The organism is Aminobacter niigataensis (assembly GCF_014200015.1).
Classification (GTDB): Bacteria; Pseudomonadota; Alphaproteobacteria; order Rhizobiales; family Rhizobiaceae; genus Aminobacter; species Aminobacter niigataensis.
Genome location: NZ_JACHOT010000006.1, coordinates 155,464 through 170,328, shown reverse-complemented (window position 1 = coordinate 170,328; position 14,865 = coordinate 155,464). Strand labels below are relative to the sequence as shown.

Annotated in this window: 12 protein-coding genes; 6 read left to right on the top strand and 6 right to left on the bottom strand. The window is 64.5% G+C overall.

Annotated features, from left to right (window positions below; translation table 11 throughout):
• Positions 1 to 18: 18 nt before the first annotated feature.
• Genes GGQ99_RS19960 through GGQ99_RS19940 form a run of 5 tightly spaced genes read right to left on the bottom strand, consistent with a single transcriptional unit; the run spans position 19 to position 5,635 of the window.
• Positions 19 to 1,056 (bottom strand): ABC transporter ATP-binding protein, encoded by a 1,038-nt coding sequence (locus GGQ99_RS19960; RefSeq protein WP_183263886.1) that lies wholly within the window; start codon positions 1,054 to 1,056, stop codon positions 19 to 21.
• Positions 1,056 to 2,570 (bottom strand): argininosuccinate lyase, encoded by a 1,515-nt coding sequence (argH, locus tag GGQ99_RS19955; protein WP_183263885.1) that lies wholly within the window; start codon positions 2,568 to 2,570, stop codon positions 1,056 to 1,058. Before argH ends, GGQ99_RS19960 begins: the two co-directional genes overlap by 1 nt.
• A 3-nt stretch (positions 2,571 to 2,573) precedes the next feature.
• Complete coding sequence (locus GGQ99_RS19950; protein WP_108610344.1) at positions 2,574 to 3,425, bottom strand: carbohydrate ABC transporter permease; 852 nt, start codon at positions 3,423 to 3,425, stop codon at positions 2,574 to 2,576.
• Positions 3,422 to 4,360, bottom strand: a complete 939-nt coding sequence (locus GGQ99_RS19945) for an ABC transporter permease subunit (protein WP_183264010.1) — start codon at positions 4,358 to 4,360, stop codon at positions 3,422 to 3,424. Before GGQ99_RS19945 ends, GGQ99_RS19950 begins: the two co-directional genes overlap by 4 nt.
• Before the next feature lie 18 nt (positions 4,361 to 4,378).
• The gene (locus tag GGQ99_RS19940; protein ID WP_246389673.1) at positions 4,379 to 5,635 is read right to left on the bottom strand and encodes a sugar ABC transporter substrate-binding protein; all 1,257 of its coding nucleotides are present in this window, start codon (positions 5,633 to 5,635) and stop codon (positions 4,379 to 4,381) included.
• A 298-nt stretch (positions 5,636 to 5,933) separates the two neighbouring features.
• Between GGQ99_RS19940 and GGQ99_RS19935 the strand changes: the two genes are divergently transcribed.
• The 3 genes from GGQ99_RS19935 to GGQ99_RS19925 are packed head-to-tail and all read left to right on the top strand — an operon-like array spanning position 5,934 to position 10,476.
• Positions 5,934 to 7,148 carry an ROK family protein gene (locus GGQ99_RS19935; RefSeq protein WP_425486835.1) on the top strand — a complete coding sequence of 405 codons (1,215 nt, stop codon included), beginning with the start codon at positions 5,934 to 5,936 and terminating at the stop codon, positions 7,146 to 7,148.
• Positions 7,149 to 7,178: 30 nt separating this feature from the next.
• Positions 7,179 to 9,578, top strand: a complete 2,400-nt coding sequence (locus GGQ99_RS19930) for a PIG-L family deacetylase (RefSeq protein ID WP_183263882.1) — start codon at positions 7,179 to 7,181, stop codon at positions 9,576 to 9,578.
• Entirely contained in the window at positions 9,562 to 10,476 is a 915-nt protein-coding gene (locus GGQ99_RS19925) for a DMT family transporter (protein WP_183263881.1), read from the top strand. The genes GGQ99_RS19930 and GGQ99_RS19925 overlap by 17 nt, the downstream gene beginning before the upstream one ends.
• A gap of 6 nt (positions 10,477 to 10,482) precedes the next feature.
• On the opposite strand, the gene pdxR is transcribed toward GGQ99_RS19925, so the two are convergent.
• Complete coding sequence (gene pdxR / locus GGQ99_RS19920) at positions 10,483 to 11,961, bottom strand: MocR-like pyridoxine biosynthesis transcription factor PdxR (protein WP_108610349.1); 1,479 nt, start codon at positions 11,959 to 11,961, stop codon at positions 10,483 to 10,485.
• Between the two features lie 158 nt (positions 11,962 to 12,119).
• On the opposite strand from pdxR, the gene tauA reads away from it, so the two are divergent.
• From tauA to GGQ99_RS19905, 3 genes are all read left to right on the top strand, one after another.
• The gene (gene tauA, locus GGQ99_RS19915; RefSeq protein WP_183263880.1) at positions 12,120 to 13,139 is read left to right on the top strand and encodes a taurine ABC transporter substrate-binding protein; all 1,020 of its coding nucleotides are present in this window, start codon (positions 12,120 to 12,122) and stop codon (positions 13,137 to 13,139) included.
• Positions 13,140 to 13,225: 86 nt separating this feature from the next.
• Positions 13,226 to 14,038 carry a taurine ABC transporter ATP-binding protein gene (locus tag GGQ99_RS19910; RefSeq protein ID WP_108610351.1) on the top strand — a complete coding sequence of 271 codons (813 nt, stop codon included), beginning with the start codon at positions 13,226 to 13,228 and terminating at the stop codon, positions 14,036 to 14,038.
• Positions 14,031 to 14,858 (top strand): ABC transporter permease subunit, encoded by an 828-nt coding sequence (locus GGQ99_RS19905; RefSeq protein ID WP_183263879.1) that lies wholly within the window; start codon positions 14,031 to 14,033, stop codon positions 14,856 to 14,858. Before GGQ99_RS19910 ends, GGQ99_RS19905 begins: the two co-directional genes overlap by 8 nt.
• Positions 14,859 to 14,865: the final 7 nt, after the last annotated feature.

Below are 14,865 nucleotides of genomic sequence, written 5' to 3'. Positions count from 1 at the left end.
GAGGCGATGCCAAGGCCGCTACCGGCGGCCGAGGCTCTTTTCGGTCTTGGCGTCGAAGAGATAGAGGCTGCCGGGCGCCGCGCGGCAGGTCAGCGTGCTGCCCGTCTCCGGGATGAACTTGCCCGGCGCGGTGGCGATGACGGCGTTTCCGTCGACATCGAGATGCACCAGCGTTTCCGGTCCGAGCGGTTCGACCGCGGTCACCGTTCCGGTGAGCTCCAGCCCGCCATCGGCCTTTTCGACGGCTGCGGTCAGCTCGTGCGGGCGCACGCCGATCAGCACGTCGCCGCCGGCGGAGGGCTCGACACCCTTGCCGTTGTTGCGGCCCGGCACCAGGTTCATCGACGGGCTGCCGATGAAGCGCGCGGTGAACACGTCGACCGGATTTTCGTAGAGGTCGGTCGGCGTGCCGACCTGCAGGATGTGGCCGTCGCGCATGACTACGATGCGGTCGGCCATGGTCATCGCCTCGACCTGGTCGTGGGTGACATAGACCGTCGTCGTCTTGAGCTTCTGGTGCAGCCGCTTGATCTCGATGCGCATCTGGGCGCGCAACTGGGCGTCGAGATTGGACAACGGCTCGTCGAACAGGAAGGCCGAGGGGTTGCGCACCATGGCGCGGCCGATGGCGACGCGCTGGCGCTGGCCGCCGGAGAGTGCGGCAGGCCGCCGGTCGAGATATTTCTCGAGGCCCAAGATGCGGCCTGCTTCTTCGATCCGCTGGTCCTTCTCCGCCTTGGACAGCTTCGAAGTGTAGAGCCCGAAGCCGATGTTTTGGCGCACGGTCAAATGCGGATAGATGGCGTAGTTCTGGAACACCATGGCGATGTTGCGCTGCTTGGGCTCGCGCTCGTTGACCACCTCGCCGCCGATCTTCAGCGTGCCGCCTGAGATGTCTTCTAGGCCGGCGATCATGCGCAAGGTCGTCGACTTGCCGCAGCCTGACGGGCCGACGAAGACGACGAATTCGCCGTCGGCGATATCAAGGTCGATGCCGCGGACGACTTCTGCCTTGCCGTAGCGCTTGACCAGCTTTTCGAGTTCGATCGTCGCCATCAGCGCGCCCCTGCCAGTGCCTTGAATTTTTCGCCGAGTTCTTTCGCGGCTTTCGCCTCGTGCCCGGCATTGTCCTTGGCCTTCGCCTCGAAGGCGGCAGCCTTGTCCCTGTAGACGCCAAGCGCCTCGGCCATCGGCGCCGGTGCCGGGCCGCCGAAGCGGTCGCGCACGGCGACGAAATGTTCCGGCGAGACGATCTCCTCGAACTTGTCGCGACCGAAAGACGGTTCGCGCCCGGTCGAATGCCTGAAGGCATCGAGGAACGGGCCATAGCCGTCCTTGGCGAGCCCGCCGCCGGCGGCCACAACCGCCTTGGCGACGGTCGCGGCGATCTCGTGCGCCTCACGGAAGGACAGGCCTTCGATGCGCACCAGCGAGTCGGCCAGCTCGGTGATGGTGATGCAGGAGCGGCGGATGTTTTCGGCGACCCGCTCCGGGTCGATCTTGATCGCAGCGACGAATGCCGCCAGCAGGTCGAGCACGCGGTCGGCGGCCGTGAATGCCTCGTAGCCCATCGACTGGGTTTCGCCCTCGCTGTCGTTCATGTCGGTGAACGGCGTGTTGTGGATGACGTTGAGCACCGTGCGGGCGCGGCCCATTGTCTGGCTGGCGAGCAGCCGCATATGCTCGATCGGCACCGGGTTGCGCTTCTGCGGCATGATCGACGAGATCTGCACGAAGGCGTTGGGCACGTAGATCTGCCCGACCTCGAAGGCGGTCCAGAACTGGAAGTCCTGGATCAGCCGGCCGAGATGCAGGAACATCAGCTCGATCGCCGAGTAGGTCGAGGTGATGTAGTCGGACGCCGCAATGCAGCTGTAGGAATTGCGCAAGGGAGCGGCGAAGCCGAGCAGTTCGGCGACGCGCTGACGGTCGATCGGGAAGCCCGAGGTGGTGATGGCCGCAGCACCCATCGGCGATAGGTCGACGATCTTTCGCGCCTCCTCGAAGCGCTCGATGTCGCGGATCAGCACTTCGATGGCTGCCGACAGGTAGTGGCCGAAGGTCGAGGGCTGCGCCGGCTGGCCGTGGGTGTAGGCAACGACCAGCGTCGCCTTCTCGCGCTCGGCGGTGTCGATCATCGCCGACAGCAGGTGTCGTGCCTTGGCCATCAGCGCGTCGATGCGCTGCTTGAGCCCGAGCTTGAACAGCGTGTGGTCGATGTCGTTGCGCGAGCGCGACGTGTGCAGGCGGCCGGCCACATCAGGGCCGAGGCGCGCCTTCAGCTCCTTTTCGATCAGGAAGAAGAAATCCTCGACCTCGCCGGTGTATTCGAGAGTCGATGGGTCGACCTCGCGGTCGATGGCTTCCAATGCCCTGGCAATCGCCGACGCCTGCTTGGTGTCGAGGATGCCGGTTTCGGTCAGCATCACCAGATGCGCCCGGTCGATGGCGCGGAAGCCCTCGACATGGTGGGTCTTGGCGCCGTCGAACAGTGGCCGCAGTACCGTCTCCTTGTAGACGGGGTCGGGGAACACGCTCTTGTCGGCGAGCTTGGGGTTCAGTTCAGGCATGTCTTATCCTTTGAGCCCTGCCAGCATGACGCCGCGGACGATGTAGCGCTGCAGGACGATGAAGACGATCAGCGTCGGCAAAGTGGCGATTGCCGCACCGGTCATGATCATTTCCCACTGGATGGACTGTTCCACTGCGAAGCTCGATAGCCCGACCGGCAGCGTGTAGAGCTCGCGGCTGGTGGTCACGATCAGCGGCCAGAAGAAGGCGGTCCAATTGCCGAGGAAGGTGAAGATGGCGAGCGCCGACAGCGCCGGCGTCACCAGCGGCATCGCCACCTTCCAGAAGATCTGGAATTCGTTCAGCCCGTCGACGCGCGCGGCTTCGAGGAAGTCGTTGGGCACGCCCTCGAAGAATTGCTTCATCAGGAAGGTGCCGAAGGCCGTCATCATGCCCGGGAACATGATGCCCCAGTAGCTGTCCAGCCAGCCGAGCTTGCTCGACATCAGGTACCACGGGATGACCAGCATCTCGGTCGGGATCATCAGCGTCGACAGGATGGCGAGGAAGATGAAGTAGCGGCCGCGGAATTCGAACTTCGCCAGCGTGTAGCCGACGAGACTGTCGAAGAAGACGTTCGACAGCGTGACCGCGACGGCGACGATCATCGAGTTCATGAACCATCGCATGAAGCGCCCGTCGGCGAGGATGGCGATGTAGTTCTGCAGCGTCGGCGCCGAGGGGATCAGCTTGAGGTCGTAGACCTGTCCCGCCGTCTTCAGCGACGTCGAAAACATGAAGGCCAGCGGCGTCACCATGATCAGGCCGCCGATGAACAAGAGCGTCCAGACGACGATGCGTCCGGGGCGGAGATTGGCGTGGGAAAGCGCCGGGGTCTGGGTAACGGCGCTCATTTCTTTTCCCTCAGGATCCACAGCTGCAGCAGCGATACGCAAAGCAGGATCGTAAACAGAACCACCGTCTGTGCCGCGGCATAGCCCATCGCGTAGGACGAAAACGCCGTCTGGTAGATCATCAGCACCAGCGGCTTGGTCGAGCCGAGCGGGCCGCCCGGATCGTTGGTGGTCATGTTGTAGACCTGGTCGAAAATGCGCAGGAAGCCGATCGACGAGAACACGACGAGGAACACGGTGGTCGGCTTGAGCAGCGGCAGCGTGATCTTGCGCAGGATCGCCCATTCGCCGAGCCCGTCGATGCGTGCGGCCTCATAGAAGGTGTTGGGGATCGAGCGCAGGCCGGCCATGAAGATGATGATCTGGAAGCCGAGGCCGGCCCAGATCGCGGTCACCATGATCGACGGCAAGGCCTGGTCGACCGAGCGGATGAAGGGTTGTTGCGGAATACCGATGGTGCCGAGGGCGTTGTTGATCACGCCGATCGGCGCCGGCTGGTAGAACCAACGCCACACCCAGGCCATGGCGGCTGCCGTGGTCAGGTAGGGCAGGAAATAGAGCCCTCGGATCAGCCCGTGCATGAAGCGCACGCGGTCGAGGTGATAGGCGATCACGAACGACAGCAGCAGGCTGATCGGCGTGCCGACGACGAGATAGGCGAAGGTGTTCTTGAACACCTTCCAGAATTGCGGGTCGGCGAACAGCTTCTCGTAGTTGGCAAGGCCGATGAACTGCGGCGGCTTGAGCAGGTCCCAGTTCGTCAACGAGAGCCAGAAGGCCTCGATTGTCGGATAGAAGCGGATGACCGAATAGAACAGGATGGGCAGGGCGAGGAAACTCCACACCCAGACCAGCCGCTTCGTCCGCATGGAACGACGATTCCAGAAGGTCCCGCCGGGGCGGCTCGGTGCCGCCCCCTGTCGATCCGCTGTCACAGACATCAAGCCCTTGCCTTACTTGGGAGCCGCAGCGTCGATGATCGCCTGCTCGGCAGCAGCGCCCTGCGCCAGCGAATCCTTCACCGACTGGCCTTCGAGCAGGATGCGGTTGGCCATGTCGATGGTGTTCTGGCGCTGGGCGGCTTCGTCCACGAACATCGTGGTGCGGGCGTATTCGAGGCCCTTGAGGAACGGACCATAGATCGGGTCTGCAAGGTTGCCTTCGGTCATTGCGGCCGTGCGGCGCGCCGGCAGTTCGCCGACGGTCTTCAGCCAGACGTCCATGGCTTCGGGCGAGGAGATGTAGGCGAGGAACTTCTTCGATGCCTCGAGCTTCTCGCCGCTGGTGGTGGCGCTGATGCCGTTGGCGAAGTAACTGGCATAGTTCGAGCGCACGCCCTCGGCATTGGCCGGCAGCTCGGTCACGCCCCATTCGAAGCCCTCGATCGACTTGAAGGCGCCGAGGCGGAAGGTGCCGTCGATGGTCATGCCTGCCATGCCGGCACGGAACGCCGCCTGGCCTTCGTCCATGAAGCCGACCTGGCCGATCTTCTTTTCGGTCTGCAGATCAGTGTAGAACTTGAGTGCCTTTTCACCGGCCTCGGTGTTGTAGGCCACCTTGCGGTCGTTGTCGGTGTAGGGCTCGCCGCCGAACTGGCGCACCAGCACTTCACGCCACCACTGGTGGTCCTGGCCGCCCATGTCGAGGGTCGAACCGGCAACGATCAGGTTGCCGCTGGCGTCGCGCTTGGTCAGCTTTTCAGCCGCAGCGACGAATTCGTCGAGCGTCTTGGGCGGGTTCGCCGGGTCGAGGCCGGCTTCGGTGAACAGCTTCTTGTTGTAGAACAGGGCCAGCGAGCGAACCGCCGTCGGCAGGCCGTAATAGTCGTCGCCGCGCTTCATGGCGCTGACGATCGGGAAGAAGTCGCTTTCGATCTTGTCGTGCGGGAAAGCGTCGGCCGGCAGCGGCTGCAACAGGCCCCCGGCGACGAACTTGTCGAGCCAGCCGTAGAACAGCTGCATCACGTCGGGGCCCTGGCCGCCCATCTTCGCTGCGATCACGCGCGTCTGGTAATCGGCATAGGGGAAAGTCGTCTGCTTGACGGTGATGTCGGGATTGGCCTTCTCGAAATTCTCGATCAGCTGGTCCATCGCCTTGACGCGGGTGTCGAACACATACTGCCAGTATTCGATCTCGACGGCCTGGGCCGCGTTGAGAGCCAGCGTGCTGAACCCGGCGATCAGTCCGGCGAACAAAGTTGCTTTGCGCATGTAAACCTCCATCTGAACCCGCCGGTAAGCCCCGGACTGCGGGTCGTGATTATCCCCTGGGACCATAAGCCTCGCACGCAGCCGAAGCCCGGACCATTCCTCATCCATGTCATCTGGCGCGGAGACGGACGACGTCCTGCAAGCCAGTGCCATGAGCTGCGGTTTCACGCCGCCTGCCACCCTATACGCTCTTCTGCCCCTGCCCTTTTGTCAATAAGATAATTTACTTGAATTAATCTGTTGCCCGGGCCCACGCTTCCACGTTATCAATTTTGCGAAACAGGTCAGGATGAGCGAAATGGCGTTTCAGCCAGGCAGCACACATCAGGTCACATTGGGCAAGAACCCCGAGCGGAGCCGCGATCACAATCGCCGCGTCGTGCTCGACGTCGTCCGTCGTCACGGCTCGCTGGGACGCATGCACATCGCCCGGCTGACGCATCTGACGGCGCAGGCGATCGCCAACATCGTCGACGAACTGGTCGGCGAAAACCTGTTGATGGAGACGGGCCGCCTGCGGTCCGGCCGCGGCCAGCCGCCGATACAGTTTGCCGTCAATCCCGACGGCGCCATGACCATGGGCATCGAGATGGCCGCGGACCACATGGTGTCGACCGTGCTCGATCTCTCGGGCCAGCCACGCTCCAAGCGCATCATGCCGGTCCGCGACACCAGCCCGAAGCAGGTCATTGCGCATATACGTGCCGAGCTCGAGACGGTTCGTGCTGCGTTCAAGTCGCCGCTGCTTGGCATCGGTGTCGTCATGCCCGGTCCGTTCGAGATCGAAGGCATGACCTCGGTCGGCCCGACGACCTTGCCGGGCTGGGCCAACATCGATGCCGCGAACCTGCTCACCGAAGCCTGCGGCGAGCCGGTGACCGTCGAGAACGATGCCAACGCCGCGGCCGTCGGCGAGCGGCTGTTCGGTGCCGGGCACTCGATTTCCGGTTTCGGCATGATCTACTTCGGTGCCGGCCTCGGCCTTGGCATGGTTCACGACGGAGCGCCCTTCCGGGGCGCCTTCGGCAATGCGGGCGAAATCGGCCATGTCGTGGTTGCACCCGGCGGCAGGGCCTGCCCGTGCGGCCAGCATGGCTGCCTGGAGCGCTATGCCTCCGTCCACGCACTGCGCGAGAAGCTGTGCGACGCGGGTATCGCCGACTGCGATTTCACCGATCTCGCCGGGCTTCACGCCGAGCGCCATCCGGTGCTGATGGAATGGCTGGACGAGGCGGCGACGTACCTCGCCCCGATGATCGCCATGATCGAAAATATCCTCGACCCCGAAACGGTGATCCTCGGCGGCATGCTGCCCGACGCGATCATCGACGAGCTCATCGCGCGGATGGGACAGCTGCCCATCTCGGTTGCGAGCCGCAGCAGGCGGGTCCTGCCCCGCGTCATGCGCGGCCAGACCGGGCAATACACGGCGGCACTGGGGGCGGCCGCCCTGCCGCTGTTCGAGGTGGTCACGCCAAAGCTGGAAACAGCCGCCACGCGGCCCACCGAATAGCCTAGCCTACTGAAATACCGGAGGACCTGAATGCTGAGCGCCCGCGAACGTATCGAGAGACAGAAATCCAGCCCGTCGCTGGTCAGGCTTCACCGCGCGCTCAGCCGCCTGAATTCCACCGTCACCATGATGAACACCGGCGCGCATCCCGACGACGAGCAGAGCGGGCTGCTCGCCTGGCTCCGTCTCGGTCTCGGCATGCGCGTCATCGTCGCCTGCTCGACGCGCGGCGAAGGCGGCCAGAATTCGCTCGGGCCGGAGCGCCTGGGCGTGCTCGGCATGATGCGCACGCGCGAGATGGAAGAGGCCGCCCGCGCACTCGACGCCGACGTCGTCTGGCTCGGCCACGGTCCTGACGATGCCGTGCACGATTTCGGCTTTTCCAAGGACGGCGACCAGACCTTTGCCCGCTGGGGCGAGATGCGAACCGTCGAGCGGCTGGTGCGGGCCTACCGCAGCGAGCGGCCCGACATCGTCATCCCGACATTCCTCGACGTTCCCGGCCAGCACGGCCACCACCGCGCCATGACGCGCGCCGCCGAAACCGCGATCAGGCTCGCGGCTGACCCGAAAGCGTTTCCGGAGCATTTTGCCGAAGGCATGAGCCCGTGGCAGGTAGCAAAATATTACCTGCCGGCCTGGTCTGGCGGTGGCGACACCTATGACGACGAAGTGCCGCCGCCCGATGCGACGGTCATCGTCGACGCACCAGGCCGCGAACCGGCGACGGCCGCCGAATACGACCGCATCGGCGAATGGTCGCGCTACTATCACGCGTCCCAGGGCATGGGCCATTGGCCCGACCGCGCCGACACACGCTGGCCGCTGCATCTGCTGCTGGCAAGCGACGGGGCCAGGGCCGAGGCTTCGGTGCTCGACGGCCTGCCGGCGACGCTCGCCGACCTCGCGGCGTCCAGGGATCTCTCCTACGAAGCCGCGCAGGCATTGAAGGCGGCGGGTTCGGCAATCGAAAAGGCGATCTCCGCCTTCCCCAATCCCGATACTATCATTGCGGCCCTCACCGATGCTGTACACCAGCTCGAGGCTGCGCGGGCGGCCGCTTCGCCCGCTTTCCTCGAGCTCCATCGTCACCGTCTCGACCGCAAGGCGCGAGAGATCGATGCCGTGCTGATCGAGGCTGCCGGCATCTTCGACCGTGCCGTACTTACGCCGTCGACCATTTCTCCGGCTGAAACCGGTACGCTGACCATCGACCTCGCGCCAGGCAGCGACGGCCGCTCCGTCAGCATCCAGCCGGTATTGCCCGGCGCCGTCACCGCCAAACCCGTCGCCGGCACGGGCAACCGACGCAGCTTCGAGGTTTCCGCTGCCGCCGACGCCGCCTATTCCAAACTCTATCCGGCGGGCTGGTCGGCGCTCGGGGGCAATGGCGAGGCGCATGTCGTCGTCTCGGCCAGCTTCGGCGGCTACACCGCCCGTGCCACCTTCGATCTCGAAGAGCCGTTTGCCGTGCTGCCGGCGAGTTCTGTTGCCATGGACCCCGAAGCCATCATCGCACCGCTCGATGGGACACGGCGCGAATGGCCGGTCTCTCCAACCGTCGCCGGCAAGGACACGCCCGTGTCCCTCACCATGGAGGGCGGCTGGTCGCTGGCGCAGGGCGGCCAGGCCATCCGCGCGCCGGACAAGCTGGTGGCCGGGCTCAGCACGATCACGCCTCTCGTCGGCGGCAGGCCGGCACTCCGGTTGACCCCGATCGTCTACCCGCATATCGGCCGCGTCACCCATCGCCAGCCGGAGGCGCTGCGCATCCTGGCCCTCGACCTCAAGCTGCCGCAAGGCGCGCGCGTCGCCTATGTCGGCGCCGGCGCCGATCGCGTCGGCCTGTGGCTTGCCCGCATGGGGCTTGATGTCACCGAACTCGACGCCAAGGCGCTCGCCGGCGACCTGTCGCAATACACCACCGTCGTCGTCGGTATTTTTGCCTTCGGCTTCCGCAAGGATCTGGCCGCTGCAACCGAGAAGCTGCACCGCTTCGTCGAAGCCGGCGGCCACCTTGTCACGCTCTACCACCGCCCGACCGACGGTTGGGATCCACTAGCGACGCCGCCGAGGAAACTCGAGGTCGGCTCGCCGTCTTTACGCTGGCGCGTAACGGATCCTGATGCCGAGGTTACGGTGCTGGTGCCGGACCATGTCCTGCTTAACGGGCCGAACCTCATCGGCCCGCAGGACTGGTCCGGTTGGAACAAGGAGCGCGGCCTCTATTTCGTCTCCCGCTGGGACGAGGCATATCAGCCGCTGCTTTCGATGCACGACGTCAACGAGCAGCCGCTGATGGGCGCGCTTGTCTCGGCGCCGATAGGCAAGGGCCGCCACACCCATACCAGTCTCGTCCTGCATCATCAGATGGACAAGCTGGTGCCGGGTGCGTTCAGGCTGATGGCAAATCTTGTCCAGCCAGCCTGACGCGGACGTGCCGCCCCAGGCGGGGGAGGAGCGGCACAAGGCCAACCGCGAGGGCATCGTCTGGGTGCTCGCCGACATGCTGCTGGTTGCTGGCGGCATGACGGCGCTCGTCAAGGCGCAGGGGCTCATCTACCCGGCTTTCCAGCTCGTCTTCATCCGGGCGATGATCGGCCTGCTGTTCATCCTGCCGCTGATCTGGCGGCACCGCCATCACATCCGCCACACCAGGCATCCATGGCAGAACATCTCGCGCGTCAGCTGCAACGCCATTGCACTGACCAGCCAGTTCATGGCCTACACCCTGCTGCCGCTGGCGGTGGTCAACGCGCTGAGCTTTTCGCGGCCGCTGATCACCATGGCCATGGCGGTCGCCTTCCTCGGCGAGACGGTTTCGCGGCTGCGCTGGGTCGGCGCCACTTTCGCCTTTGCCGGTGTGCTGGTCATGCTGGCGCCTGGTGGCGTTGAATGGAACCTCGGTCTGCTCGCGGTGTTCGGCACCGTGGTGTTCGGCTCGCTGGCGATCATCCAGACGCGCGCATTGCGTGACGAAAACACCACAGTGATGATGGTGTTCTACACGGTCGGCCTCGCCGTCATCACCGCCGCGCCCGCCATGTTCGTCTGGCAGCCGGTCGAGACGATTGACTGGATTCCCCTGCTCGGCATCGGACTTCTGGCCCAGGCCGGGCAATATTGCTTCCTGCGCGCCTACCGCCTCGCCGAGGCCAGCGTGCTCGCGCCGATCGGATATCTTTCCATCGTGGTGACGGCCGCCGCCGGCTACATCTTCTTCGGCGAAATACCCGATACCCGTATCGTCATCGGCGCGGCGGTGGTCCTTGCAGCGCTGCAGGCCACAGCCTATCTCGAACGACGCAACAACAGGCCCAAAGGCTGAGGCGCGTCATGCCAGCATGCGCTTCACGCGTGCCGCGGTTCGCGCCACACCCTCGACGATGCGGCTGCGCGGGATCGACGAATAGCCCATGCGGAAGAAACGGCAGGGTCCGTCGTCGGCAGGGAAGAACGGCGAGCCGGATTCGATCAGCACGCCATCCTGCCTGAGTTCGTTCATCAAAAGGTCGGCGTCCAATCCCTCGGGCCCCTCTATCCAGAACGATGTGCCGCCGAAAGCCGACGAGCCGGCGATGATGAAGCCCTCGCGCTGCAACGCTTCGGCCATGACGATGTGGCGCTTGTGGTATTCGGCGCGCATGCGGTGCAGCACGGCGTCATGATGGCCGAGCGCCAGGAAATAGGCAGCCGTGCGCTGCAGGTGCCCGGGCGGATGGCGCAGCATCAGCGCCCTCAGCGCGCGCGCCTCGCGGATGACGGGCGCCGGGGCGACGAGATAGCCCAGCCGCAGCCCGGGAAACAGCGACTTGGAAAAGCTGCCGATGTAGAAGACCCGGCCGCTGCGGTCGAACGACTTCAGCGCCGGTGACGGCGGCGCCAGGAAGCTCATCTCGAACTCGTAGTCGTCCTCGACAATGATGAAGTCCTCTGAAGCGGCGGCGGCCAGCAGTGCCGCGCGGCGTTCGACGGGCATGGTGGCGCCGGTCGGCGAATGGTGGCTGGGCGTGACGAAAACCGCGTCGACATGCGATGGCAGCGCCGCCGGCGGCAGGCCCTCTTTGTCGACGTCGATAGCCGACACCTCGGCACCGCTCAGCCGAAGCGATGCGCTCATGTCCGGGTGGCACGGGTTCTCGCACACCGCATGCGCGCCCGGCCGGAGCAGAAGCTGGGTGACGATCCAGAGCGCGTTCTGCGCACCCACCGTCACGAGGATCTCGTCCGGGGTGGCGCGGATGCCCCGGCTCGGCAGTGTCCGCGAGCAGATGTAGTTGACCAGTTGCACATCGTCGGCGGCAGCAAAATCGCCTGCCATGAGCTCGAAATCCTCGCGTGCCAGTGCGCGCCGGGCGCAGTCGCGCCAACCGCCGAGATCGAACAGCGAAGGGTCCATCTGGCCGTACAGGAACGGATAGGGATAGCGCCGCCAGTCGAGCGGCTTGCGCATCTGCTTGGCGACGATGAAGCTTTTGCGCAGTTTCGCCGACCAATCGATCTCGTCAGCGCCGGCATCGGATGTCGCCGCTTCCAGTCCGCTTGTCGGCGGATTGCCGGCAACACGATACGAGCTTCGGCTGGCCGTTTCGACATAACCCTGCGAGGCCAATTCCTGGTAAGCCAGGGTCACGGTGATGCGCGAGATGTTGAGATAGTCGGCCAGCTTGCGCGTCGAGGGCAGTTGCGCGCCCGGCTGCAGCCGGCCCGACAGCACCGCCGAGACCACGGTCTCGCGGATTTGCGCCTGCAGCCCGATCCGGCTGGCGCGGTCGAGGAAGAAGATCGTTTCCGAGACGGTCGCGTGCGCCATTGGCCTTGCCCGTGCATTCAATCTGGAATCATTCAACTTCCAATCTGGATATAAGGCAATTGGTGTGTTCCATTTAACCCTATGGCCAGAACCAAGACCGGCATCAAAGCCGGCAAGTTCCCGGACAACCGGTAGCTAACAAAACAAAGAGGGTAACGATGATACATTTTAAGCATTTCAAGTATTTGGCCAGCGCCGCAACCGTAGCGGCCGGCGTCTTCACGTCCTGCCTTGCCTACGCCGAGACGACGGTCGTCGTCGGCTACCAGCAGATCGTCGGTCCATTCGTGACCGCGATCGCCGACGGCCGCTTCGACGCAGCCGCCAAGGAGGCCGGCTACACCATCGACTGGCGCCAGTTCAGCTCGGGCGGCGACATCTCGACCGCGCTTGCCTCAGGCAACGTGCCGATCGGCGTCATCGGCTCTACCGGCACCACCGCCGCCGCCACCCGCGGCGTCGAGCTCGAACTGTTCTGGATCCTCGACAACATCGGCAAGTCGGAAGCGCTCGTCGTCCGCACCGGCTCGGGAATCGAGAAGCCGGAAGACCTCAAGGGCAAGAATGTCGGCGTACCGTTCGTATCGACCTCTCACTTCCACCTCCTGGTTGGTCTCGAACAGGTCTGGAAAGTGGACCCGCGCGAGGTCAACATCCTCAACATGAAGCCGCCGCAGATCATCGCCGCCTGGCAACGTGGCGACATCGACGCCGCCTATGTCTGGCCGCCGGCATTGTCTGAGCTGCTCAAGAACGGCAAGGTGATCTCGGATTCCGAAGTCATCGGTGCCGCGTCGGTGCCGACCTTCGATGGTCTCGTCGCCGACAAGAAGTGGGCTGCGGAAAACCCGAAGTTCATGACCGCCTTCACCAAGGTGCTGGCCGAAGCCTACGCCGACTACAACAAGAACAAGGCGGCCTGGACGGCTGACTCGCCGCAGGTCCAGGGTATCGTCAAGCTGATCGGCGGCGACGGTGCGGGCGCGGTCGAAGCGCTGAACCTGCTGTCGTTCCCGAATGCCGACGAACAAGCCTCGGATACCTGGCTGGGTGGTGGTGCGGTGCGCGCGCTCAACGAAAGCGCCAAGTTCCTCGTCGCCCAGAAGCAGATCGACAACGCGCTCGACGACTACGCGCCGTTCGTCAACAGCAGCTATGCCAAGGAGGCATCCAAGTAGCATCAGGCGATGCCGCCGGCCGGATCACTGCGCCGGCGGCACCTACTCCACCACACCACTGCATTTTCTTCGAAAGGCTCGGCGCGATGGAAACCCTCAATGTCAGCAATGTCAGCCTGACCTATCCAGGCCTCTACACCGACCAGGCGGTCATTGCGCTCAAGGGCGTGAACCTCGAGGTCAAAAGCGGCGATTTTGTCGTAGCGCTCGGCGCCTCGGGCTGCGGCAAGACCACGCTGCTCAACCTGATGGCCGGCTTCATGACGCCAACCGACGGCGACATCACGCTCGGCGGACGGCAGGTCGTCGGCCCCGGTGCCGATCGCGGCGTCGTCTTCCAGAAGCACGCGCTGCTGCCCTGGCTCAATGTCATCGACAACACCGAATTCGGGCTCAAGCTGCGCGGCGTCGACAAGGCGACCCGGCGCGAGCTCGCCACCAAGAACCTCGCCCTGGTCGGCCTGCAGGATTTCCACCGCCACATGATCTACCACCTCTCGGGCGGCATGCAGCAGCGCGTCGGCATTGCCCGTGCACTGACCTGCGACCCGGCGATGCTTTTGATGGACGAGCCGATGGCGGCGCTCGACGCGCTGACCCGTGAAACCATCCAGGAGCTGCTGCTCAAGGTCTGGCAGCTCACCAACAAGATGTTCTTCTTCATCACCCACAGCGTCGAAGAGGCGCTGTTCCTCGGCTCCCGGCTGATCGTCATGTCGCCGCGTCCGGGCCGCATCACCCACACCTACGAGCTCGATTTCAATCGGCGCTTCCTCGAGGAGGGCAACGCACGTGCAATCAAATCCAGCCGCGATTTCATCGACATGCGCGAGCAAATCCTCGGCATCATCTATGGCGACGAGCGTCAGTCCGGCAACCCGGAACTCCTCCATGCTTGAGCGCCTCTCCCGAGCCAAGTCCGTTCGCCCCGGCAAGATCTACGGCGCGCCCGGCGACGGCATGAGCGGCCATATCAGCCTGATCACGGCGCTGGTGCTTTTCGGCACCTGGCTGCTGATCACCGAAATGGGCTGGGTCAAGCCGCTGTTCCTGCCCTCGCCGCTCGCCGTCTGGGATAAGTTCGTCATCGCCATGACCGAGGGCGTCTCCAATTCGACGCTCATCCAGCATACGCTGGCGAGCCTTGGCCGCGTGCTTGGGGCCTTCTTCCTGGCGCTGATTACCGCCGTGCCAATCGGTATCCTGATGGGCGTCAACCGCACAGTGCGTGGCCTGTTCGACCCGATCATCGAATTCTACCGGCCGCTGCCACCGCTCGCCTACCTGCCGCTGATCATCATCTGGCTCGGCATCGGCGAGTTCCCCAAGGTGTTCCTGATCTATCTCGCCATCTTCGCGCCGATGGCCATCGCCGCCCGCGCCGGCGTGCGCTCGGTGTCGACCGAACAGATCCACGCCGCCTACGCCATGGGCGCCACCCGTGCCCAAGTCATCAGCCAGGTGATCCTCAAGGCCGCCCTGCCCGAGATATTCACCGGCATGCGCATCGGCATCGGGGTCGGCTGGACGACGCTCGTCGCGGCCGAAATGGTCGCCGCCCACCGCGGTCTTGGCTTCATGGTGCTGAATGCCGCCGAGTATCTCGCCAGCGACACGGTCATCATGGGCATCATCGTGATCGGTATCTTCGCCTTCGCATTCGACCTGATGCTGCGTTACCTGGAAAAGGCACTGATCCCCTGGAAGGGCAAGATCTGATGGCAAA

Coding starts and splice junctions, on each gene's coding strand:
- GGQ99_RS19960 (WP_183263886.1), bottom strand. CDS start 1,056: ATGGCGACGATCGAACTCGAAAAGCTGGTCAAGCGCTACGGCAAGGCA.
- argH (WP_183263885.1), bottom strand. CDS start 2,570: ATGCCTGAACTGAACCCCAAGCTCGCCGACAAGAGCGTGTTCCCCGAC.
- GGQ99_RS19950 (WP_108610344.1), bottom strand. CDS start 3,425: ATGAGCGCCGTTACCCAGACCCCGGCGCTTTCCCACGCCAATCTCCGC.
- GGQ99_RS19940 (WP_246389673.1), bottom strand. CDS start 5,635: ATGCGCAAAGCAACTTTGTTCGCCGGACTGATCGCCGGGTTCAGCACG.
- GGQ99_RS19935 (WP_425486835.1), top strand. CDS start 5,934: ATGGCGTTTCAGCCAGGCAGCACACATCAGGTCACATTGGGCAAGAAC.
- GGQ99_RS19930 (WP_183263882.1), top strand. CDS start 7,179: ATGCTGAGCGCCCGCGAACGTATCGAGAGACAGAAATCCAGCCCGTCG.
- pdxR (WP_108610349.1), bottom strand. CDS start 11,961: ATGGCGCACGCGACCGTCTCGGAAACGATCTTCTTCCTCGACCGCGCC.
- tauA (WP_183263880.1), top strand. CDS start 12,120: ATGATACATTTTAAGCATTTCAAGTATTTGGCCAGCGCCGCAACCGTA.
- GGQ99_RS19910 (WP_108610351.1), top strand. CDS start 13,226: ATGGAAACCCTCAATGTCAGCAATGTCAGCCTGACCTATCCAGGCCTC.
- GGQ99_RS19905 (WP_183263879.1), top strand. CDS start 14,031: ATGCTTGAGCGCCTCTCCCGAGCCAAGTCCGTTCGCCCCGGCAAGATC.